Source organism: Peribacillus sp. NPDC097225 (genome assembly GCF_044761955.1).
Lineage (GTDB): Bacteria > Bacillota > Bacilli > Bacillales > DSM-1321 > Peribacillus.
The window spans coordinates 426,618-449,273 of the sequence record NZ_JBIWDJ010000004.1; the positions used below are offsets into that span (position 1 = coordinate 426,618).

Consider the following 22,656-nt stretch of genomic DNA (forward strand, 5'->3'; position numbering starts at 1 on the left):
ACTGCTCCTTTAATATTTTGATCCTGCAGCAAAAATATTCGTTAATCTTTCTTGACCATCTTGTGATGAATTAACGTTCCACTTTCCATCCTCTTCTATCATATGAATCTTTAAATCTTCGCCTTCTTCTACTTCTTGGTTATTTATGATTTTATCGAATTTAGATATTAAATACTTTTTGGTACCTTTTTCATCGTATTTTTTCGTTTTTTCTCTATATTCATATTGGTATTCTGAAAGGTCTTCATATATGTTTCGCAATGAAACCGTTGAGAATTCAATTAGCACCACGGCTTTTCCATTTGCCTTGGCAGATGTGACCGTTTTAAACTCGGCCTTTTGTGACTGAGCCGATTTATAAGCAGCATAAAGTTTATCTACTTCTTCATCAGTCAATTTCCCCACAAAGTACCTTTTTATTTTCTCTTTGAATACCTTTTTCGCTTCTTCCTGTATAACCGCTTTGTCAGCAGATACTAATTTTTCATAATCACTATTGTCCTTATCCAGGTATATCGAATCAATATAAGCAGCTAACGCTTTCGCCGGGTCTTGAAGGGCATCAAAACTTTCAGCATAATCTGCCGTATTCACCTTAATGATCACTTCTTCAATTTTCTTTTCATAGTCTTCTGAAGCCGCTTTTATCCCTATTTCATACTCTTTATCTTTTTCTACTTCAAAAAAGCCTGTGGTCGTTTTCGTTTTGCCGGCACCCAAATCGCCACTAGACTCAAACTCAATCCCTACGTTGGTGTTATATGCATCTGAAATGGCATTTGTCTCTTCATCGCCATCGTATAACTTAAATCCATCTCTTGTTGAGAGTCGAATGCCATCCTTTGATTTATTACTCAACTTAAATTTAACCGCCAGGACTCCTTTTTCTGTACCTTCTTCAGCCACACCATCATCTTTTCCAAGTAGCACAAAAGATGCATCCTCAATGGATACCTCTAAATCCTTATTCTTACTCTTGCTATCGCTCTTTTTTTCCGAAGATCCACTAGAACTGCTGCATGCAGATAACAACAGCATACAAATAAACAATAGCGAAATACCCCTTAACTTAGACACCATCAAAATTCCCCCCTATAAATAAGTAAAAGACCGCACACTGATTTCCAGCGAGATCTTTGGATAGGGAAAAAGAATACCGAGAACTATTAGTTAATGCAGATCAATGATTTTAGACTAGTATGTATTGGATTCTTTTTCCACTTATCTTTATTTACCTCTAATCGGCCTACCACAAACCCAAAAACAACCTATTTTATGAATATTTTGGTATAATTTTTATAGTTGAACAGGCATAAAGTATATAGGTCATATCCACTTCTTTACTTTCATGAGCCATTTTAACCATTCCCCTATTAAACCAGAAAGACCGCTACGATTTTTACCCATAAATTAAAACTGCACACAAAAAAAGATCATCCCTTAGGACGACCTTTATATCAATTGCTAACACTATGTAACTCACGGTAATAAGGTTCTTTCTATCTTCGCACATGTTTTTCGCCGGGAAAACCAAGGATAGGATGTCCAGTGAAGTCTCCGGGTAGCTTCTGATGTGGCACTGTAGAAAGGTGAATGTTTCCGTTGTTTCACTAGTATTAGAGCGAACCTGGCCTTACAAGAATCGGAAAAGATATATGTACGTCTTTTCCGGTTCTTCCTGCCATTTATCGTTTATTTGCCTCTGAAACCTTCAAAACCTTGCCTTTGACTTTCGTATTCTTCATCACTTTCAAGACCAGCGGACCTTTTCCATTCAATATCTCTACATAGGAAACATTATCCTGAATGGTTATAATGCCGATGTCCTCTGCCTTTACTCCTTCTATTTTTGCAATGGTACCCACGAAATCTACGGCCCTGATTTTCTTTTTCTTGCCACCATTAAAATACAGCTTCATAATTTGTCTGTTAAGCTGTTCACTTTTACTTTTTTTAATTTTTGGCCGTGTCTTTAGCTTCGCTTCAAAATCATTCTTCATGTCCAAGACATATTCTTTTGATGGAGCCGGCATGGTAGGGATCGTAAATCCGATATAGCTTTGAATCTCGGTGAGGAACTTACCTTCGAATGGAGTCACAAATGTGATTGCCTTCCCCTGTTTACCCGCACGTCCTGTTCTACCTGTACGATGGACATAGCTTTCCTTTTCAAGTGGTAGGTCATAATTGATGACATGGGTGATATTATCAATATCAATTCCACGTGCCGCTACATCGGTCGCGACTAGATAGCGGAATTCACCTCTTCTGAACTCGTCCATCACTGCCAGGCGGTCCTCCTGAAGCATCCCTCCATGAATCATATCGCATGGATACTCTAATTCCACTAACTGCTCACATACTTGGTCGACCTTGTCTTTTGTGCGACAGAAAATGATGCAGCTATCTGGATTTTCGACAATCGTAACATCTCTAAGCAGGGTAAACTTTTCATCTTCCTTGACTTCAATAACAGCATGTTCGATTTTTTCAGTCGTTAAGCCGGTTGCCTTTATTTCAATATCCAAAGGTTCCTTCATATATTTATGGCACAGTTTTTTAATGCTATCTGGTAAAGTAGCGGAAAACAGCATCGTCACACGATCCTGCGGCAGTACTTTAATGATGGCTTCCACTTGCTCGATGAATCCCATATTTAACATTTCATCGGCTTCATCGATTACCAAATGGGTTAATCGGTCTAAAGCGAATGTACCTCTTTCAATATGATCAAGGACACGTCCAGGCGTACCCACAACCACGTGGCTCTTTTGCTTCAACTCCGCTTTTTGCTGGGCAAAGGGAGACTTCCCATATACCGCAGTTGCTTTAATCCGTTTAAATCGACCAATATTCGTAATGTCCTCCTTAATCTGTACGGCAAGCTCTCGCGTTGGTGTTAAAATGAGCGCCTGTGGCTTATTCTCCTGCCAATCGACCATATCACAGAGCGGTATGCCGAATGCAGCCGTTTTTCCGCTTCCCGTTTGCGACTTCACGACCAGGTCCCTTTTTTGCAAAGCAACAGGAATCACTTCACGTTGCACTTCCGTTGGATGCTGATAGCCTAGGCTTTCCAACGCCCGAACGATTTCATCACTTAATTTATAATCAATAAACTTAATTTCCGTCATATAACAGCCTCTTTTATTGTTTAGTATCTTGCTTTATTGTTTCCGTAATTGTTATTTCCTTATACTAAATTCTATTATACGCGATATGCATCAATAAACCTTATAATTCCTAAACCAATTCCTGCTTCAAAGACTTCCCTTCATGCCATCCGGGTATAATACTTTTTGAAAGACAAATAATAAGATGGTTCGATATATACTCAAAACAGCAAATCCAGTATAGAATTCACTATCAACAGTTATTGATTAATCAAAATGGATTATAAGCTTAATAATGTGCTAAAATATGTATGTAATGAATCAGTTAAATAACCTTAAAAGGAGAGATTAATGATGATAATCGTAGCAAATAAAATCAAAGTAAAAAAAGGAATGGGAGCAGTAATGGCACCAGGCTTTACGGCACCAGGCCCTCTAGATACGACAGAAGGCTTCGTTAAAGTTGAAGTATTGTTAACACAAAACTTAACGGACTACGACGAACTAAACGTGAATATGTACTGGGAAAACATGGACAGCTTTACTGCATGGAGAAACAGTGACGCGTTTAAAGCTGCACATAAACGTCCAGAACCTTCTTCAGATGAAGCTAAAAAAGAATCACCAATTATTGGTAGCGAAATTGTCACATATGAAATCGCTTCTGTAAAAGAAATCGCTAAATAATCAACTTCTCATTTAAATGAGGCTGTATCCTTACAGCCCCATTTTTCTTGTTTTTAGAAGCATGGCCGTTCATCTTTCAGCATAAAAAAACAGTATGTGTGTAAAAACATACTGTTTTTTCTATACATGGGGCCTTTCTCAGTTGGCCTCTGCTTTTTTGATTTGTTTACTTCTTAACTGACCACAGGCAGCATCTATATCCGTACCATGTTCCTGACGGATTTTACAATTCACGCCTCGTTTTTTCAGCGTATCATAAAATGCGAGCACTGACTCCTTCTCGCTTCTTTGATATTGACTGTGTTCATCTACAGGGTTATATGGAATCAAGTTTACATATAAACGATGTTTCTTGTCATCAAGCAATTCGGCAAGTTGTTCGGCTTCTTCTCGATGATCGTTGACGTCCCTCAATAGGATATACTCAATCGTAATTCTACGATTCGTTTTTTCCAAGTAATAATCCAATGACTTCATTAATTTTTCGATTGGAATGCCACGATTTATTTTCATGATTCTCGTTCTTAGTTCATTATTCGGGGCATGTAAAGAAATGGCCAAATTAACCTGTAATTGAGTATCGGTGAATTCATAGATTTTATTAGCCAGCCCACTCGTGGAAACAGTAATGCGTCTTGCTGCAATAGCCAACCCTTTATGGTCCATGATGACCTTCAAAAAGTCGATCATATTATCGAAATTATCAAAAGGCTCGCCAATCCCCATTACGACTACATGACTGACGATATCCCCTTGTCCCAACTGATCAAGATGGAGTTGAACATTCATGATCTGTTCCACTATTTCTCCAGCAGTTAAGTCACGGCTCTTCGCTAATAAACCGCTAGCGCAAAAACTACAGCCTATATTACAGCCTACTTGGGTCGTGACACAAACGGATATCCCATACTTATGGCGCATCATGACCGTTTCAATCAGGTTACCATCCAGTAATTTGAATAGAAACTTGATTGTCCCATCCGCCGACTCCTGTTTAACATGTTCAGTCAAAGTCTGGATGACAAAGTTTTCTTCCAGCAGTTGAATGCACTCTTTATTAACATCTGTCATTTCAGAGAAATCCGTAACGCGCGTCCGATAAAGCCATTCCCAGACTTGGGTTGCCCGGAATTTTTTATGCCCATGCTCCAAAAGCCAAGCTGTCAATTGTTCAAATGTTAATCCATAAATGGACTCTTTATTCATATGGTTACCCTCTTTTCATAACGTTAAGATTAAATTCTTTACCTAGCTAACGCTACCACCCATCATCGATTGGGTGATTATTTATGGTATGGCTCATTTCTATTTATCCGAAACGCCCGATAGATCTGTTCCAACAAAACTAACTTCATGAGTTGATGCGGAAAGGTCATTTTAGAAAAAGAAAGGGCGTAATCGCTTCTAGAAATCACATCGGCACTAAGCCCCAGTGAACCACCAATAATAAAGGCAAGTTTGCTTTTTCCATAAGTGGCAAGTTGGTCAATATGGGTCGCAAGTTGCTCAGAAGTGAGCTGCTTCCCATTGATTTCAAGCGTAATCACATAAGTATCCTGGCTGATTTTCGCCAAGATCCGTTCACCTTCTCTTTGCTTGACGATATCCATATCCGCTGCACTCAAGTTTTCTGGTGCCTTTTCATCAGGCACTTCTATAAAATCTATATTAGCATAGGCTCCTAGCCGTTTTGTATATTCGGCCATTCCTTGCTTTAAGTATTTTTCTTTGAGCTTGCCAACCGTAATGATCGTTATCTTCATATATATCCTCTGACTTTCCATATGTTTTTAGTTCAATTGTTGGAAGTACCTCCTATTATCATACCTTAGAGAGACCCATAAACAAAACAAGCAAATCCTTTCCAAATCCAAAAGTTAAGATTTAAGAGACTTCCCTATAAAGAATATTGGACTATATTTGCTTCCTAAATAACAAAAAACCAGCCCTTCTAAAAGAAAGTGCCGGTGGTTTTTCATTATGACTTTTTCCAGTATTTTAGTCTTTCCAAATAGGTTACGAACAGGTTATCCACAAAACTTATCCACATATCCACAATTTCTATCCACATCTTGTATGGGAATATTAGTTCCCTACTAGATATATTGCCACGTTTCGACAATATTCACAGGTTGTTGATAACTTATTTTCTTCTGAAACCAGCGTTAATAACGGATACGTTTCACACTCATATACAACTTCATCGAGCGCCATATCAACGTGTTCCTGACAACAATATAGGTTCATTCCTCATTCTCCTTTTCATTTTTTATTGGCCAATCTATTGATGCCACTTATCCACAATTCATTTAGTATTCATCATATTCGGCAAAATATCCACAAGTAATGGTATCAAACGATAATAAAAACACAAGCAAAAAAACAGGGAAAGCAAAACTCCCCTGCTTTATTGCTTTTAGATTTCTCCACTTGAAAGCTTAATTTCTGCGGTTTCCTTTTTTCCGTCTCGGTAATAAGTGATTTTTACAGTGTCACCAATTTTCTTTTCATTGTACAGGTACTTCCTTAATTCAACGATATCATGAATTTTTTCATTATCCATACCAACAATTACATCAAATTCCTCTAGGCCTGCTTTTGCCGCTGGTGAGTTACTTTGAACGCCAGTCACAGCCACACCAGAGGTTACTTTGTTTGGCAATTTTAATGTATTCTGCTGATGATACTGTGAAATTTCCTCAACTGATGCCAGATTGACACCTAAGTAGGCACGTTTCACTTCACCATATTTCTCAATATCACTGATAATAGGAATCGCTGAATCAATCGGGATGGATAGACCAATGCCTTCTACAGCATTTTCCGCAATCTTCATGGAATTGATCCCAATGACCTGACCGGACATGTTTACGAGGGCCCCGCCACTATTTCCTGGGTTAATCGCCGCATCGGTTTGGATAACTTCTGCATTCCAGTCTACCTGTCCGTCCTCATCGATATCCACTTCAATGGTACGCTCTACTCCTGAGATGATTCCTTGTGTAACGGATCCAGAGAATTGAAGTCCTAATGGGTTACCGATCGCTATGACGGGTTCACCTGGCTTTAATTTTTCGGTTGTGCCAAACTCTGCTACCGTCTTAACTTTATCCGCTTCCACTACCACGACAGCTAAATCCGTCCAAGGGTCACTTCCTTGTAGCTCGGCAGGTAGCTTGGTTCCATCACTTAACGTGACCTCTAACTCATTAGCATTCTCGATAACATGATTGTTCGTGACAATATAGGCTTTGCCACCATCCTTTTTATATACGACTCCAGATCCAGTACCCGCTTCGGCTGAACTGCTTTCGTTTCCTTTTCCGCCCCAGAAGGAAGTTTCCTGAATATTGGAGATGCCAACAACTGCATCGCTTGCCTTATCAACCGCACCCGTAACAGCACTTGTGACCTCTACGGAAACTTTCCGCTGAATTGGCTTGGCCTCTTCACCATCCGTTGATTTTTCCGTCTGGTTTGGGTTTGTTTCATCATTTAATACCCCACCGCCCGGGAATGCTAATAAAATCAGCAGAGCCCCAATGATGGCGCCTCCTAAGCCTGATAGAAAATAACCTGTACGGCTTCCTTTTTTCTGTTTATTTTGGTTCTCTTCGTTCTCCAAGACCGCTCCATCCTCTCTTTTTAGGAATGAATTATAGCAATTACTAGTGTTTGATATCCACCCTTAATTATACTCAATTAACAAGAAATATCTAAAAAAATGTATGCCATATTTAGCTTACTGCCTCTTTTTTTATCATCATTTTTCTATTCATTCAGTACTAACCAACCAATACCCTTTTTAATCCCCTTACTAACTAACCCATTAAAAATAAAAAAGGAATGAAGCAGGTTTCCCCACTCATTCCTTTACTCATTATAGTGTAACAAGCTCTGTTGGTCTTTTGGGATCCGTATCGTAGAGCGAAAACTGCTCGCCAACAATAATCCCTTTCGTTTTTAAGGTTTGCTCCACTGACATTCTTGCAAGGTCTTTCATATTATTATCCATACTTAAATGGGCCAAGTATATCCGTTTCGTCTTGTCCCCTGCCACTTCACTCATGGCAAGAGCAGCATCTTCATTGCATACATGTCCAACATCGCTTAAAATCCGGCGCTTGATGCTCCATGGATATCGACCCATCCGAAGCATGGACACATCATGGTTGCTCTCAAACACATAGGCATCAGCATTCGTGATGATGCCTTTCATCCGATCGCTGACATAACCTGTGTCGGTTATGACCACAAGTTTTTTTCCTCCCTGATGGAACACATAAAACATCGGCTCGGCAGCATCATGAGATACACCAAACGATTCAATATCAAGGCTTCCAAAGGTTTTGACTTGTTCCATTTCAAAGGCGAATTTCTGTTCAGGAGAAATCTCCCCGATGGAACGCTCCATTGCTTGCCATGTCTTTGTATTCGCATATATGGGGAGCTTATGTTTTCTAGCGACGACTCCCAGACCTTTAATGTGGTCGCTATGTTCATGCGTAACCAGGATTCCAGAAAGCTTGGACATATCTCGGCCGATATCCCGAAATAATCCTTCCAAGGCTTTCCCACTCAATCCCGCATCGACAAGGAAAGATTGGTCCTCCGTCTCCACGAACAAGGCATTTCCCGTACTCCCACTTGCGAGTACACTAAAATGCATAGTCATCTATACTCACTCCAGTATTTTTTCTTCTGTATTTAACTCAATCACTTCGCCATCGAACGCATTTACGAATAAATCCGTTTCATCGTTCACGACTACCCACCATGTCGGTACAAGAAGATGTGAGAACGATGTGGTTTGCAACGAATTATAAAATCCAAGCTTTACGTCCGTAACTTCGTCTTTTGATACGATATCACCATGACTATATAAGGCATAAACAGCATCCAGGTCGGAATACAGCTCTTTCGGTTTATTGAACTTTTCAATTCCCACTAAATATGTCTGCTCATAGGAGGTCACTTCGGCTTCCTTATTCAGATACAAAGTGACCTTTCCTTTACTGTTGTTAAAAAACATCTTATTGTCGGAAACCTGATAGCAAATGATGGTTTGATTATCCTTATCATAGCTCCAAAACCCATATTCACTTCCGTATAAAATGTGATCCTTCAGGAATATGGTAACATCCGCGGGATGAATTTCTTTGCCTAAACTGATGGGCGTTTTTAATGAACCGACCAGCTTATTCCCATCTATAATATTTACTTTCTGGTTGTTTAGATTCTTTAGTTCTTTCTTATCAAATGTTTTACTTTTTGCAATTAAGAATTGATCCTTTACCTTTTGCTTCGAGAGCGGAATGGTTTTGATCTCGTCTTCTTTTAGAACTTCCTCATAGGAAGACTCTGCAATGAATTCATATTGGTTATCATTGATTTTCTCAAGAAACTGATACAGTAAAAATATATTCAATATGAAAAATACCATTATGAATATGGATTTTGTATTATTCCAATCCATCGTTATCGCCTCCTGCATTTTCGTCAACAGGCGCAATCAACCACTTTTCACCGGAACGGTAATACCAAGTTGGTTCCAGTGTAACGAGAGTAACGAGTTTAGAGTCCAACGATTTGTTTAACTTATAACCTATTGAAATATCTTGCACACTATCGAGATCGATGTTCCCGTTCTCTTCCAGCTGGTTCAACACTTCATTTCCTGTAGGCAAGGTCACTACAGATCCTTCTGATGGCAAGACGGAAGCCAATGAGAAGTAGGGACGTTGATAACTATAAATATCTTCCTTCCCCCAAATCTGCTCGATTTCAGTCATTCCATATTCGTTGAAAGCTGGATAACCATCTATAAATAAACGGAATACCACACGCTGCTCATTTTCCGACATATAATCAAATCGGTAATTACTACCTTCCCACCCGGCATGATCATTGATGAAATCAATGCTTTTTTCCAACAGCTCACTAGAACTGCCGAACACTTTACTCTTTTGGGCAGGGTTTATATACGAGAGAATATAATTTTCATTGTTGACTGACAACAGTCTTGTTCCGTCGGAGTATTCCTCTCCTCGGGTTACCGTTTCTTGACGAACATATTTAGGATTACTGAATAAGGCATCTTTCAGATTCTTAACGTCCAGATAATCTATATAATATTGATATCGGTTGACTTCTACGGGCTTTTCCGGAACAAAAATCGTCCTTTTATCATGTAACGTATGAGCTGTATAGGTAGGATAACTTTTATTATAGAACTTCTCACTGAACTTTCTAAGGTCCTTAGTAGGGACCATTCCTTGATGGATTTGTTCATGTTCATAAGAAACGAAATAAACGGCTGATTGGTCACCGCTGATATCCTTCTGCTTGATCACGATCCGGTCAAAGGTAAAGCTCGACATATCTTCGTCCTTTACATCCAGTACCGTTTTATATAAAGACATCGGAACATCATCGGAAAAGTTGATCTCGATTGATCTATCCTCATGGACGAAATCATCGAAGTCCCTTTGAATCATCTTCAATGACATCTGCTTTATATCACTAAACGTCCATTGTGAAAACTCTTTCTCCATTCTTTCGATTTTTTCGGGATCGATTGTCTGGAAATGCTGGCCGTTGCGATGAAAAAGAACACTGACGGGTTTTATGACATCACTGACAATTTGTTCATCACTCTTGATTTTAATCAGATCGGATTCATCGATTTTTTTATATTCAGGCTCGTACGTCCAAATACTCCATGTCAAGAAAACGCTTGTCCCAACTAAAATAATCAGTATGATACTTTTCGCACGTTCAAAATTCATGCCCAATCATCCTCTTCTTCCTGTTCGTAAGGAAGTGTAAAGAACACCGTAGTTCCTTTTCCATCCACACTTTCCGCCCAAATTTTGCCTCCATGGGCAACGACCATTTCCTTTGCAATCGCCAGCCCAAGTCCAGTCCCTCCAAGATTCCTTGCCCGCGCTTTATCCACTCGGTAAAACCGGTCAAAAATCTTATCGATCACTTTTTTAGGGATACCGACACCTTGATCGGTTACGCTAATTACGATAAAGTTTTCCTTTGGCCTGATACGGAATGTCACTTGACCTCCTTCAGGAGAATACTTCAAGGAATTCGAGATGATATTATAAAGAACCTGGGTGATCTTGTCTTCATCAATGTCGACAAAATACGCGTCCTTTGGTATGTCTCTTTTAAAAGTAATATCGTCATTTTTCGTCATTTCAAAACGATCGATAATATGGTCATAGAACTTATTCAGATTCACCCATCCGGTTTTAAGCCGGTAATCTTTACTGTCCATTTTTGAAAGCTGTAACAGGTCATTTACAAGCCTGATCATCCGCTCCGTTTCATTTTGTGTGACACTTAAAAAGGCAGGGGCAATCTCTTCATCTTTCCAGGCACCTTCAGCCAATGCCTCGAGATAGCTTCTCATCGTCGTGAGCGGCGTACGCAACTCATGGGATACATTAGCGACAAACTCTCTTCGCTCCCCTTCTATCTTTTCCTGCTCAGTAATATCATGGAGCACTGTAATCAAACCATTAACGAAGCCCGTTTCCTTTTGGATGACGGAAAAATTCCCTCTTAAAATAAACGGTTGACCCTTTTTGCTGTAATCAAGGATGATGGACTCCCTTTCTTCCAGTAAATCTTCGAATTTATATTCTTCCTCAAGTCCCAACAATTCGATGATTGGTTGGTTCATGACGGCTTCACGTGAGACATTCAAAAGCTGTGCGGCAGGTTCATTTATCAAATTCACCCGGCCACGCCTATCCGTCGATATAACGCCATCCGTCATGTTGGTGAGAACAGATGAAAGCTTCCGTCTCTCCCCTTCCGTACTCGATTGCGACTCTTGAAGTTTCTTAGTCAAGTTATTGAAGGTAACGGCTAGCTGCCCTATTTCGTCATCGCCATATACTTTTACCTTTCGTGAGAAATTCCCTTTGGCCATCACCAACGCCTGTTTTCTCATATCAGACATTGGCCGTGTGATGGTCCGCGCAAGCAGAATCCCCAAAATGGCTGTTATGGCCAGAGCGATGGCCGTGCCAGTCATGAAAATGGCGTTGATTTCATCCATTTGTTCGAAGACATTCTCCATCTCCGCAATGACATAGACCGCTCCTATCACCGTACCATTCGCTTCAATGGGTGTTGAAAGGACCCATACACGCCTGCCAGTATTCGGATCTCTATATATTTCATGATCCTCGCCACCATAAGTCAACGTGTTCTTGATGATCGGCAGTGTCGTTTTCTTTCCTACAATCTCTTGGTTACCGGGATCGGACGTCCCAATCACCCGCCTGCTGCGGGTATCGATAACGCGCACTTCCGAAATATCATTCGTTGAGTTGTCGCGATCTTTCAATACCGTATTAATGGCTTCTTCGAGGGTAGGGTCTTCCTCCCCCCTCGATTTCTCCATTTCTTCCCCAATGCTATAGGTAAGCAGGTTAACATGGCCCTTGATCGACTTTGTGAAATTCCCGACGAGATTTTCTTCCAATTCCCCGACAAAATACACCCCAATTATTTGCATGGCTACGAAAATAAGCAACACATAAATCAGGACGAATTTAAAATGAATTGAACGAAAAAAACCAACCTTTTTCATAGATATTACTCCTGTTCAGGGTTACGCAGGTAATAACCGACCCCTCGTCTAGTTACGATCCAACCTGGGTGACTTGGGTTATCCTCAATCTTTTCACGGAGGCGTCTAACGGTTACATCGACTGTTCGGACATCGCCAAAGTAATCATATCCCCACACAGTTTGCAATAAGTGCTCCCTTGTCATGACCTGGCCAATATGTTTAGCTAAATAATGAAGCAGCTCGAATTCTCGGTGCGTTAACTCAATCGTCTCTCCACGCTTAGACACGACATATGCATCAGGATGGATGGTAAGATTGCCTATTGTAATTTCTTTTGGCTCATTTTCTTGATCTGGCACCGGAACGGCTTGTTGACGTCTTAAGTTTGCCTTTACCCGAGCAATTATTTCCCGGGTACTAAACGGCTTCGTCACATAATCGTCCGCACCAAGCTCTAATCCTAAGACTTTATCGATTTCCGAATCTTTTGCTGTTAACATGATGATTGGCGTTTCATATTTCTTTCTTACTTCTCTGCAAACTTCCATCCCATCACGCTGTGGAAGCATGATATCAAGTAAAATCAAATCAGGTTGAAGCTCTTCCACCATTTTTAGAGCTTCATTGCCATCATATGCACAGGAAACATCGTACCCTTCCTTTTTTAAATTGAATTGTAAAATATCTGCAATCGGCTTTTCATCGTCCACTACTAGAATTTTCTTATCCATCTACCTATCTCCTTTTAAAGCATAACTTTACTCTATAAAAAACATGTCCTTATCCGGGACGTTTATTCGTATTGTCCTGATGTTCATACTGACCTTCGTACTAGTAATGCAAATCCTCACACTATATATTCCCTAAAAAACGGTCAAAACACCTAAATCGAGCACATTGTACCTCTTCTACTTTATCATTTTACAGGCATTAAATCATCTTTTACCTATTATTCTCATCTATGAAGATAGCAGAAGAAGTCTTCGAAAAATGTCTCGAAGACTTCTATTGGCTTATATAATCTAACGGGTTTGCGAGAACACCATTTTTATAGATTTCAAAATGAAGGTGAACGCCAGTGGAGTTGCCTGTCGAGCCCATTCTACCAATAGGCATTCCTTTTTCAATCTTCTGTCCTGCTTCGATGTCTATTGATTCTAAGTGAGCATAATCCGTCTTGTACCCATTGTTATGGTTGATGGTCACCTTATTACCATAACCCCCGGCGTTACCGGCAAACTCAACAGTGCCATGATCAGCCGCCGTAATAGTTCTGGTGGTTGGCCTAGCAATATCTATTCCCTTATGAAGCTTGCCCCAACGATGTCCTTGTTTGCTTGAAATATAGCCCCCATCAGCAGGCCATGCAAAGGTTCCGCTCCCTTCTGAAGGAATGATTTTCGTGCCTTTTCTAGTTATCTCATTTTGTGTTGCCGCGGTAATTTCCTTTTTCACGATCGTTTCACTTAAGAGCTCACCGTTTGTTTCAGTGAGTTTATACGTGAATGCCTGAACGCCTTCCTGTCCTTCTTGCTCAACGACAGATTCTTCCTTCAATAGGTTCTTATCCTTTATTACTTTTCTCTCGAAAGGAATTTCAGTTTCTTTCAATACTTCTCTTTCTACCAGCACATTCACAAAAGGAGCTACCTCCGTCACACGGACCTTTTGCCCTTTATGAAGCCTCTTGCCCTCTTCTAGTTCTGAATTAAGCTGTAAAAGCTGTCCTAGGGACATATCATACTGATCGGCAATTGCCTCAAGTTCTTCATCTCCAGTTGCCTCATAGATGACTTTTTCCTTCTTTCCTTTTTCTATCAAGGAAATGGCATCCTTCACAGTCATGAGCTTATCCGGTTCCATAATCGTTTCCTTCCAGGAGATCGGCTTTGAGTATTCAATGGACAGTATCCTGCTTCCTTGCTCGTTTAGAGCCATGGGCTGATTTAAAACTCCAGCTTCCTGACTCTCTTCATATTCGGCCAATTCACCCTCATCTATATATAATAGGTGAATCTCTTTTAAAACCTCCTGTGCATCCTCCTTGGAGGGAACGTAAGCAACTACTTGATTATCAATGGTGATTTCATAAGCCTCCGCTTTTACAGCAAACTCTTCCTCGAGTACCTTTAAGGTTTCTTCATCATCTATTTCTGCATTAAATACATTCTCTTGCACATATGTCATCTGTGCTTCCTTATCGAATGTGTATTCGGGATAATCCGCCTCTGCTTCGACTATTTTAGCTAGTACCATTTTTTCTATTTCGGATTCATCACTCACGCTGCCAATGAACTCGTCATCAACATATACATGCTGAATGGAGGAGATTTTTTGAATTTCCGCAGCCGTAGCACGATTCCCTGCAAGCAATAAGATGATGGAAACCATCAACAGGAAACTTCCTTTGCCTTTTGAGCTGAACATTTATTGTCCCCCTTAACGGCCCGTGGGCCCCTTAAGAAACTAATCAAAAAATTAAGATAAATTACCTTGTTTTCAAAATTCATATACACATGATTAATTTCTTTTTTTTCACTCATAACTTTACCATAATGAAAAAAAAATCAAGAAATAGACTTCGTATTGTAATATAAATGTATAAATAGTGACAACAAGTGCCAAATCGCTCTTTTTGCAAAAGAGCAGCGAAGGTATGGTTTCCACGAGGAAAGTAGGTCCTGGTTGGGGTGACGAGTCGATGGTTACTAAGGGTGGCATTAACATTGTTACAATCTGATAACAAACACTTAACAGAAGTGCCATCAAAGAGATTTCCTTTAAAGGGCTAAGACAGTTTACTTTTAAAGCAAACAAAAAAAGCGCCCTAGGGCACTTTACAAAAGAATGGCTCAGGACGGAATCGAACCGCCGACACAAGGATTTTCAGTCCTTTGCTCTACCGACTGAGCTACTGAGCCAAATATTCCATTTTTCATTATGAAAGAATCATGTAAAAAATAAAATGGCGGTCCCGACGGGAATCGAACCCGCGATCTCCTGCGTGACAGGCAGGCATGTTAACCGCTACACCACGGGACCATCAAACATATAATTAAGAAGAAAAGTGACCCATACGGGATTCGAACCCGTGTTACCGCCGTGAAAGGGCGGTGTCTTAACCGCTTGACCAATGGGCCGAAAAAAATGGTGAGCCATGAAGGATTCGAACCTTCGACCCTCTGATTAAAAGTCAGATGCTCTACCAACTGAGCTAATGGCTCGTACTAATGAATGTAATCCGTATGTCTTGCAATGTCGCTTAACGTTGTTCTACTGTGACGACGCTTTTTATATTATCATAGTATTTATGGTTTGTGCAATAGTATTTTAAAATAAATTTAAATTAATATATTTTTTTATATATCTACCATGACTCTACTCCAATTAAACAGGTCTTTTTTTACCAACTAAGTAAAAAAAGAAGCCGCACTTAGTCGACTTCTTTATACCTCTTATGCTAAACGCCAAGGGCTTCTTACGATGTTTGTTTGATTGCGGTCAGGACCGACGGAGAATGTAGTCAACGGAATGCCTACTAATTGAGATACGCGCTCCACATAGTGACGGGCGTTAGCAGGTAATTCATCCAATGATTTGCATCCTGTGATGTCTTCTGACCAACCTGGTAGCTCTTCATAAACGGGCTTACATTCTCCGATTGCTTTCAAAGTAGCCGGCACTTCATGAATGATTTCACCTTTATAATCATAAGCTACACAAATTTTCACCGTTTCAAGTCCTGAAAGCACGTCAATGGAATTTAACGATAAATCAGTGATTCCACTTACACGACGGGCATGGCGAACGACTACGGCATCAAACCAACCGACACGACGTGGTCTACCCGTAGTTGTTCCGTACTCACGTCCAACTTCACGGATTTGATTGCCAATTTCGTCTTGTAGTTCTGTCGGGAAAGGACCATCGCCAACACGGCTTGTATAAGCTTTACACACACCGACAACATGGTTGATTTTCGTTGGTCCAACACCTGAACCAATTGTTACTCCACCTGCGACTGGATTCGAGGAAGTAACGAAAGGATATGTTCCTTGATCGATATCAAGCATGACTCCTTGAGCCCCTTCAAACAAGACGCGTTTCCCTTCATCAAGTGCATCATTCAATACAACGGAAGTATCACAAACATACTTTTGCACTTGTTGTCCGTACTCATAATATTCTTCAAGAATATCCTCGATTTTAAAACCTTCCGTTTCGTAAAAACGTTCAAACATGCGGTTTTTCTCCACAAGATTTTGATTCAGTTTTTCCTCGAAAATTTCACGGTCCAAAAGATCTGCCATACGGATACCATTACGAGCGGCTTTATCCATGTAAGCAGGGCCGATTCCTTTTTTCGTCGTTCCAATTTTATTTGCACCCTTGCGATCTTCTTCCACTTCATCCAATTTAATATGGTAAGGAAGGATGACATGAGCACGGTTCGAGATGCGAAGATTATCCGTGCTTACACCATGACTATGTAAATAAGCAAGCTCTTCTACAAGCGCTTTCGGATCGACTACCATTCCGTTCCCGATGACACAAATCTTATCACTATAAAAAATTCCAGAAGGAATTAAATGCAGTTTATATGTTACTCCGTTAAATTTAATCGTATGTCCTGCATTATTACCACCTTGGTAACGAGCTATGGCTTCTGCATTCTGGGATAAAAAGTCCGTTATCTTACCTTTACCTTCGTCTCCCCATTGTGTACCAACTACTACAACTGATGACATCTGAAAAAAGCACCTCCAAAGGTTCACGTAATACCGATTCTTAACCGGTTCTTATCAAACAAACCTATTTTATCAATAATCCCAAAGGGAAGTCAACATAAAATACGAACATTACATAAATTAATAATAAATTTGTTCGTTATTAAGTGACTTTCATACTTTACTTATACACTTTTTCATCCCCAAATAAGGAATCCGTGCAACTTTAGCAAGGATTCACTTTCTCCCCTGGCGGTTCTCCTTATTCTTTGCCCAAACTCCTTTAAACTTTCACCTTATTGTAAAAAAAAAGCCCACCAGAGATAGTGGGCTTTGTTCCAAATATAGAAAGTCAATTAAGCTCCTGGAGACATCGAATCATCATCGAATCGCCGTTCGAGGTTCACGAATTTATTGTATTCTTTGACGAATGCCAGTGAAACCGTGCCAACTGGGCCATTCCTTTGTTTTGCAATGATAATCTCAATGATATTTTTATTCTCGGACTCTTTATCATAATAATCATCACGGTACAGGAATGCTACGATGTCGGCATCCTGCTCTATACTTCCTGATTCCCTAATATCCGACATCATCGGACGTTTATCCTGCCGTTGTTCCACTCCACGGGATAATTGGGAAAGGGCAATGACAGGCACTTGAAGTTCACGGGCCAGGGCCTTCAGTGAACGGGAAATTTCCGATACTTCCTGCTGTCGGTTATCGCCTGAACGACCATCTCCTTGAATCAATTGTAGGTAGTCGATCAATATCATCCCAAGACCATGTTCCTGCTTCAAACGACGGCTTTTAGAGCGGATTTCGCCAATACGGACTCCTGGGGTGTCATCTATATAGATACCGGCATTCGACAAACTTCCCATTGCCATTGTCAGCTTGCGCCAGTCTTCATCTGTTAAGGCACCAGTCCTTAAGTTTTGAGCATTGATATTTCCTTCGGCACAAAGCATACGCATGACGAGCTGTTCGGAACCCATCTCCAGACTGAAAATCGCGACGTTTTCATCCGTTTTGGTTGCGACATTTTGGGCAATGTTCAAAGCGAAAGCCGTTTTACCAACAGAAGGACGGGCTCCAACAATGATGAGGTCATTCCGTTGGAATCCCGCCGTCATTCTGTCCAGTTCAGCAAAACCCGTCGGGATTCCAGTTACATCACCTTTGCGGTTGGTCAGGATCTCGATGTTATCATAGGTTCGAACCAAAACGTCCTTAATATTTTGAAATGAACCGGCGTTTTTACGCTGTGCCACTTCCATGATCGTCTTTTCCGCTTCCCCTAGCAGCTCCTCGACTTCATCCTCACGGCTATAGCCTTCCTGGGCGATGTTCGTTGCTGTCCTGATCAAACGACGGAGCAATGACTTTTCTTCCACGATTCGGGCATAATATTCGATATTGGCTGCAGTAGGGACCGATCCAGCCAGTTCGCTTAAATAAGACACTCCGCCCACTTCTTCAAGATTCTTCGTGGCGGAAAGTTCTTCCGTTACCGTAATCAAGTCAACGGCTTTACCTTCGTCATTCAACTTGATCATGACGTTAAAGATTTTTTGATGCGAACTTCTATAAAAATCCTCTGGAATCAACAATTCCGAAGTAACGGTCAGCGAAGATGGCTCCAAGAAGATGGCCCCTAGCACCGCTTGTTCCGCTTCTATATTTTGAGGGGGAATTCTATCCTGAAATTGCTCTATCATATCTTAAAACCTCCCAATCTAAGAGGATATATTTTCATTAATTAATTCGTAGATTTAGTTGAAAAAGAAAAAAAGTGACAGGACAACATAGCCCAATCACATTTTTTTCGTCTCTCTCTATTCTATCAATTTTTTTCAGATATGAAACCACTAAAATTAGTTAATTTCTTTCACTTGCACAGTTAAAGTCGCTGTAACCTCTGGATGTAGCTTCACAGGAACCTTCGTATGCCCCAATGAGCGAATTCCTTCGGCAAGCTCCATTTTACGTTTATCGATTTTAATACCATGCTTTTTCTGAAGTTCTGAAGCTATTTGCTTCGTCGTGATAGAACCGAATAAACGTCCGCCTTCACCGGCTTTAGCGGATAATTCGACAGTCAATTTTTCAATTTCCACCTGCAAGTCTTTTGCATGCTGAAGTTCTTCGGCAGCCAGGGAATCTTCTTTGTTTTTCTGAGCTTCCAAAGTTTTTACATTGGAGTTATTCGCCTCGATTGCCAATCCTTGCTTGATCAGGAAGTTATGGGCATACCCATCCGCAACGTTTTTGACTTCCCCTTTTTTCCCTTTACCTTTAACGTCTTTTAAAAATATAACTTTCATTCTTTTCGTCCTCCTTCTAAATATTCATCAATTGCTGCTTTCAACTGGCTCTCCGCTTCTTCAATGGAGCAGACCATCTGTGTGGCGGCATTCGTTAAATGACCGCCGCCATTCAATGTTTCCATGATAACCTGTACGTTGACATCACCTAGGGAACGGGCACTTATGCCAACTGTATCCTCAGACCGTTTAGCCACAACGAAGGAAGCGGTAACACCATCCATCATCAGAAGCGTATCAGCGGCCTGGGCGATCAGGACCTGATTATGGGTCTGTTCGGATTTTGCGGAAGCAATCGCAAGACCCTTTTTATAAAACGCAACTTCTTTAATTAAATTGGATCGCTTGATATACGTGTCCACATCTTCCCTTAGGAATTTCTGTACCAGTACCGTGTCCGCTCCATGGGCCCGTAAATAAGAAGCTGCATCGAAGGTACGTGAACCGGTTCTTAAAGTGAAACTTTTCGTATCGACAATGATCCCAGCAAGTAGCGCCGTCGACTCCAGCATATCAATTTTACTGCGTTTTGGCTGATATTCAAGTAGCTCCGTCACCAGCTCAGCTGTCGAAGATGCATAGGGCTCCATATAGACAAGCAGGGAGTTTTTGATGAATTCCTCGCCACGACGATGGTGATCAATGACGACCACCTTATCAATCCGATTCAATAATCTTTCTTCTATCACCATTGTAGGCTTGTGGGTATCGACGACGACGAGTAGCGTCTCGTCCGTGACCATCTCGAATGCATCGTCAGGGCTTATAAATCGTCCATATAAATCCTCTTTATTTTTGATTTCTTCCATCAAACGCAAGACGCTACTGTCTAGCTCGTTTGTATTGATTACTATATACCCTTCACGTTCATTCATCTGTGCCACTTTCAAAATGCCTATAGCAGAACCTATGGCATCCATATCGGGATTTTTATGGCCCATGACAATGACTTTATCGCTATCTAGGACGATATCCTTTAAGGCATGAGAAATGACGCGTGCACGCACCCTCGTACGCTTTTCCATAGGGTTGGTTTTACCGCCATAGAATTTCACTTTCCCGCTTGCCTGTTTAATCGCTACTTGGTCCCCACCGCGGCCCAGGGCCAGATCGAGGCTAGATTGAGCAAGCGTCCCCAGCTCTGGAAGGGAGGAAACAGCAGATCCCACTCCAATGCTAAGCGTCAAAGGGACATTCTGTTTAGCGGTCGTTTCCCTGATTTCATCCAGGATTGAAAATTTATCATTTTCCAGCTGCTGCAGGATATGTTCATTAAAGACCGCAATAAACCGTTCAGAAGAAACCCTCTTGAAAAATACCCCATTATCCCTTGCCCACTTATCCAGCAACGAGGTAACCAAGCTATTTATACTACTTTTACGTTGGTCTTCCATTCCCTGCGTCAAATCATCGTAATTATCCAGCAGAATAATCGCAATGGCCGTTCTCTCTTCTTCATATTGTTTTTCGATTTCCACTTGCTCCGTTACATCGAAAAAGTAAAGAAGGCGTTCCTCGCGTTTATGGACCACTTTGAATTTCCGGTCATAAAGCGTAATGGTCTCTGTTTCAATCTCCTGCTTAATGAGCGGGACAAGTGAATCCGCCATATCATAAAGAGACCTTCCTGCCAGTGAGTCTTCACTAAAGCATGAGGCGAGGAATGGATTGGTCCACTCAATATAAAAATCATCATTAAAGAGCATGATCCCGATCGGCATTTCCAATAAGGCTTCCTCTCCCACCTTTTTTAACCGGTAGGATAACGTCGTGATGTACTCTTCGGTCTTAATTTGTTTTCTTTTTTCCATTTTCAATATTAAATAAAACAAACCGGCTTGAACCAACAATCCAATTAGAGCAATAACCCAATTATAGTAAGCCAGTACGCCCAAAAATATCAATCCTGCAACGAGCAACCCGTATAGCAGGGCCTTAACCGAATAATCCTTTAAATAAGATGGCATATTTTCAGCTCCTAAAAGCATCTGTTTAACAGACTATTCCTTTTTCTTGATCGTCTCCCGAAAAGGGAATCCTAAATCTATTATACCTAAAAAACGGATGAGGATTGCGAATATCGGCAGCAACAATGAGGCAACCACTATCAAAACGGGTATAGCCTTAGCCCAGCCCTTGACATCGCTGAAATAAAATATGAGTGAGTAGCCTTGAATCATGATGAAAAATTGAAGAATGAAAAATAGGTTCGTTATGGCCATATATACAAAATCTTTGTTGTCCATATTCACAAAAAGAGCCAAAAGCATTGTAATTAAATAATACCATAAAAGGCTTTTTGGAAGGCGAAGATCTTGGAAACGAGGCCAATTCAGGGATTTATCACTGAACCTTTTAAGTATGGGGTGGGCCGCTAAGAATATCAATAATACCATGATGATAGATGTAATCACGAGCAAGCTCGGAATCAGCGTAGTCAAGGTACTTATCGAGTCGTGCATGCCTTGGATTATCTTTTCAGTTGGGGCCTGACCAAATGATTCCATGATTTTCGCAGAAGAATCAATGGATTCCTCCATTACCGTCATGGTTTCTTCTATGTAATTAACTCCAAATAACACTACTGTGGCAGCATAGGTCACTAATATCCCACCTAGGAACGTAAGGACAGCACTGATGAACATAGGGGTCATCGGTTTATCCCTTTTCAGGAAGGAACCAATCACAATGCCCGTCGCCCCCATTAGCAAGGTCATTGGCAAGGATAAGACGCTACCGATTAAAATGGTTAATAACGATCCAACAAACAAGAATCCAACTGACCACGAAAGCTTTTGCTTACTGGTCACCAGAATGAAAGGAATCGGCAAAAAGAAAAAAGTTATAAATCCCAACAAAGGAATATATATTGTAATGAGTAATAATATACAATATAACGCTAAAAGAGCACCGCCCTCAGCGATTTTTCTACCACTATTCAACCGAATCCCCCCTATCATAAAATCATGAAGTATCTTTCTCTACATATTGTATCCGTTAAGCCCAGGATATTTCAAACTTCCCATTCTTTTTTCCAGATAAATCAGCTTTAAAAATAGGAGTTCTCTTCATTGTTAGTTAAATTTTTTTTGCAAAACAGGCCGATCACGAATTTTAAATACAATAACTAGCTAAAATGAAGCAAATCACGTAGAAACTGTAGAACGAAGATGAAGGAAGTTGGGGCTCGCATCGTTTTTTCA

Annotated in this window: 18 protein-coding genes and 4 tRNA genes; 1 reads left to right on the forward strand and 21 read right to left on the reverse strand. The window is 40.7% G+C overall.

Annotation, left to right across the window (positions count from 1 at the left end; all coding sequences use genetic code 11):
* Positions 1–9: 9 nt before the first annotated feature.
* Both ACIQXH_RS14785 and ACIQXH_RS14790 read right to left on the reverse strand, forming a co-directional pair.
* A complete protein-coding gene (locus ACIQXH_RS14785; RefSeq protein WP_402955062.1) occupies positions 10–1,080 on the reverse strand; it encodes a DUF5105 domain-containing protein in 1,071 nt (356 codons plus the stop codon).
* A gap of 605 nt (positions 1,081–1,685) precedes the next feature.
* Positions 1,686–3,134, reverse strand: a complete 1,449-nt coding sequence (locus tag ACIQXH_RS14790; protein ID WP_403124244.1) for a DEAD/DEAH box helicase — start codon at positions 3,132–3,134, stop codon at positions 1,686–1,688.
* A 333-nt stretch (positions 3,135–3,467) separates the two neighbouring features.
* On the opposite strand from ACIQXH_RS14790, the gene ACIQXH_RS14795 reads away from it, so the two are divergent.
* Entirely contained in the window at positions 3,468–3,800 is a 333-nt protein-coding gene (locus ACIQXH_RS14795; RefSeq protein WP_402869999.1) for a heme oxygenase, read from the forward strand.
* 138 nt (positions 3,801–3,938) lie between these two features.
* Here ACIQXH_RS14795 and rlmN read toward each other — a convergent pair whose 3' ends face one another.
* The 19 genes from rlmN to ACIQXH_RS14890 form a co-directional block, all read right to left on the reverse strand.
* On the reverse strand, positions 3,939–5,006 hold the full coding sequence (gene rlmN, locus ACIQXH_RS14800; RefSeq protein WP_402955070.1) for a dual-specificity RNA methyltransferase RlmN: 1,068 nt from the start codon (positions 5,004–5,006) through the stop codon (positions 3,939–3,941).
* Between the two features lie 77 nt (positions 5,007–5,083).
* A complete protein-coding gene (rlmH, locus tag ACIQXH_RS14805; protein ID WP_402955073.1) occupies positions 5,084–5,563 on the reverse strand; it encodes a 23S rRNA (pseudouridine(1915)-N(3))-methyltransferase RlmH in 480 nt (159 codons plus the stop codon).
* Positions 5,564–5,885: 322 nt separating this feature from the next.
* On the reverse strand, positions 5,886–6,047 hold the full coding sequence (locus tag ACIQXH_RS14810; RefSeq protein ID WP_402869992.1) for a CxxH/CxxC protein: 162 nt from the start codon (positions 6,045–6,047) through the stop codon (positions 5,886–5,888).
* A 169-nt stretch (positions 6,048–6,216) separates the two neighbouring features.
* Positions 6,217–7,425 (reverse strand): S1C family serine protease, encoded by a 1,209-nt coding sequence (locus ACIQXH_RS14815; protein WP_403124247.1) that lies wholly within the window; start codon positions 7,423–7,425, stop codon positions 6,217–6,219.
* A gap of 255 nt (positions 7,426–7,680) precedes the next feature.
* Positions 7,681–8,475 carry an MBL fold metallo-hydrolase gene (locus ACIQXH_RS14820; RefSeq protein WP_402991125.1) on the reverse strand — a complete coding sequence of 265 codons (795 nt, stop codon included), beginning with the start codon at positions 8,473–8,475 and terminating at the stop codon, positions 7,681–7,683.
* Positions 8,476–8,481: 6 nt separating this feature from the next.
* A complete protein-coding gene (locus ACIQXH_RS14825) occupies positions 8,482–9,276 on the reverse strand; it encodes a two-component system regulatory protein YycI (RefSeq protein WP_402869982.1) in 795 nt (264 codons plus the stop codon).
* Complete coding sequence (locus ACIQXH_RS14830) at positions 9,263–10,588, reverse strand: YycH family regulatory protein (protein WP_403124250.1); 1,326 nt, start codon at positions 10,586–10,588, stop codon at positions 9,263–9,265. The genes ACIQXH_RS14825 and ACIQXH_RS14830 overlap by 14 nt, the downstream gene beginning before the upstream one ends.
* On the reverse strand, positions 10,585–12,417 hold the full coding sequence (gene walK / locus ACIQXH_RS14835) for a cell wall metabolism sensor histidine kinase WalK (protein ID WP_402869978.1): 1,833 nt from the start codon (positions 12,415–12,417) through the stop codon (positions 10,585–10,587). The genes ACIQXH_RS14830 and walK overlap by 4 nt, the downstream gene beginning before the upstream one ends.
* A 5-nt stretch (positions 12,418–12,422) precedes the next feature.
* Positions 12,423–13,130: a response regulator YycF gene (yycF, locus tag ACIQXH_RS14840; protein ID WP_402869975.1), complete on the reverse strand. Its 708-nt coding sequence runs from the start codon at positions 13,128–13,130 to the stop codon at positions 12,423–12,425.
* A gap of 274 nt (positions 13,131–13,404) precedes the next feature.
* Positions 13,405–14,826, reverse strand: coding sequence for a peptidoglycan DD-metalloendopeptidase family protein (locus tag ACIQXH_RS14845; protein WP_403124254.1), 1,422 nt, complete (start codon positions 14,824–14,826; stop codon positions 13,405–13,407).
* 421 nt (positions 14,827–15,247) lie between these two features.
* Positions 15,248–15,320, reverse strand: a tRNA-Phe gene (locus ACIQXH_RS14850).
* A gap of 45 nt (positions 15,321–15,365) precedes the next feature.
* Positions 15,366–15,441: transfer RNA gene (locus ACIQXH_RS14855), tRNA-Asp, on the reverse strand.
* Positions 15,442–15,467: 26 nt separating this feature from the next.
* A tRNA-Glu gene (locus ACIQXH_RS14860) sits at positions 15,468–15,539 on the reverse strand.
* 8 nt (positions 15,540–15,547) lie between these two features.
* Positions 15,548–15,623 (reverse strand) — tRNA-Lys (locus ACIQXH_RS14865).
* Positions 15,624–15,854: 231 nt separating this feature from the next.
* Positions 15,855–17,147: an adenylosuccinate synthase gene (locus ACIQXH_RS14870; protein WP_402869971.1), complete on the reverse strand. Its 1,293-nt coding sequence runs from the start codon at positions 17,145–17,147 to the stop codon at positions 15,855–15,857.
* Positions 17,148–17,482: 335 nt separating this feature from the next.
* On the reverse strand, positions 17,483–18,847 hold the full coding sequence (gene dnaB, locus ACIQXH_RS14875; protein ID WP_402869969.1) for a replicative DNA helicase: 1,365 nt from the start codon (positions 18,845–18,847) through the stop codon (positions 17,483–17,485).
* A 156-nt stretch (positions 18,848–19,003) separates the two neighbouring features.
* Entirely contained in the window at positions 19,004–19,453 is a 450-nt protein-coding gene (gene rplI, locus ACIQXH_RS14880) for a 50S ribosomal protein L9 (protein ID WP_402869967.1), read from the reverse strand.
* Entirely contained in the window at positions 19,450–21,420 is a 1,971-nt protein-coding gene (locus ACIQXH_RS14885; RefSeq protein ID WP_403124256.1) for a DHH family phosphoesterase, read from the reverse strand. Before ACIQXH_RS14885 ends, rplI begins: the two co-directional genes overlap by 4 nt.
* 33 nt (positions 21,421–21,453) lie before the next feature.
* On the reverse strand, positions 21,454–22,395 hold the full coding sequence (locus ACIQXH_RS14890; protein ID WP_402955085.1) for a YybS family protein: 942 nt from the start codon (positions 22,393–22,395) through the stop codon (positions 21,454–21,456).
* Between the last annotated feature and the right edge of the window lie 261 nt (positions 22,396–22,656).

Excerpts from the sequence above, each read along its gene's own strand:
- ACIQXH_RS14785 (WP_402955062.1), bottom strand. The coding sequence starts at position 1,080 with ATGGTGTCTAAGTTAAGGGGTATTTCGCTATTGTTTATTTGTATGCTG.
- ACIQXH_RS14790 (WP_403124244.1), bottom strand. The coding sequence starts at position 3,134 with ATGACGGAAATTAAGTTTATTGATTATAAATTAAGTGATGAAATCGTT.
- ACIQXH_RS14795 (WP_402869999.1), top strand. The coding sequence starts at position 3,468 with ATGATAATCGTAGCAAATAAAATCAAAGTAAAAAAAGGAATGGGAGCA.
- rlmN (WP_402955070.1), bottom strand. The coding sequence starts at position 5,006 with ATGAATAAAGAGTCCATTTATGGATTAACATTTGAACAATTGACAGCT.
- rlmH (WP_402955073.1), bottom strand. The coding sequence starts at position 5,563 with ATGAAGATAACGATCATTACGGTTGGCAAGCTCAAAGAAAAATACTTA.
- ACIQXH_RS14810 (WP_402869992.1), bottom strand. The coding sequence starts at position 6,047 with ATGAACCTATATTGTTGTCAGGAACACGTTGATATGGCGCTCGATGAA.
- ACIQXH_RS14820 (WP_402991125.1), bottom strand. The coding sequence starts at position 8,475 with ATGACTATGCATTTTAGTGTACTCGCAAGTGGGAGTACGGGAAATGCC.
- ACIQXH_RS14825 (WP_402869982.1), bottom strand. The coding sequence starts at position 9,276 with ATGGATTGGAATAATACAAAATCCATATTCATAATGGTATTTTTCATA.
- ACIQXH_RS14830 (WP_403124250.1), bottom strand. The coding sequence starts at position 10,588 with ATGAATTTTGAACGTGCGAAAAGTATCATACTGATTATTTTAGTTGGG.
- walK (WP_402869978.1), bottom strand. The coding sequence starts at position 12,417 with ATGAAAAAGGTTGGTTTTTTTCGTTCAATTCATTTTAAATTCGTCCTG.
- yycF (WP_402869975.1), bottom strand. The coding sequence starts at position 13,130 with ATGGATAAGAAAATTCTAGTAGTGGACGATGAAAAGCCGATTGCAGAT.
- ACIQXH_RS14845 (WP_403124254.1), bottom strand. The coding sequence starts at position 14,826 with ATGTTCAGCTCAAAAGGCAAAGGAAGTTTCCTGTTGATGGTTTCCATC.
- ACIQXH_RS14870 (WP_402869971.1), bottom strand. The coding sequence starts at position 17,147 with ATGTCATCAGTTGTAGTAGTTGGTACACAATGGGGAGACGAAGGTAAA.
- dnaB (WP_402869969.1), bottom strand. The coding sequence starts at position 18,847 with ATGATAGAGCAATTTCAGGATAGAATTCCCCCTCAAAATATAGAAGCG.
- rplI (WP_402869967.1), bottom strand. The coding sequence starts at position 19,453 with ATGAAAGTTATATTTTTAAAAGACGTTAAAGGTAAAGGGAAAAAAGGG.
- ACIQXH_RS14885 (WP_403124256.1), bottom strand. The coding sequence starts at position 21,420 with ATGCCATCTTATTTAAAGGATTATTCGGTTAAGGCCCTGCTATACGGG.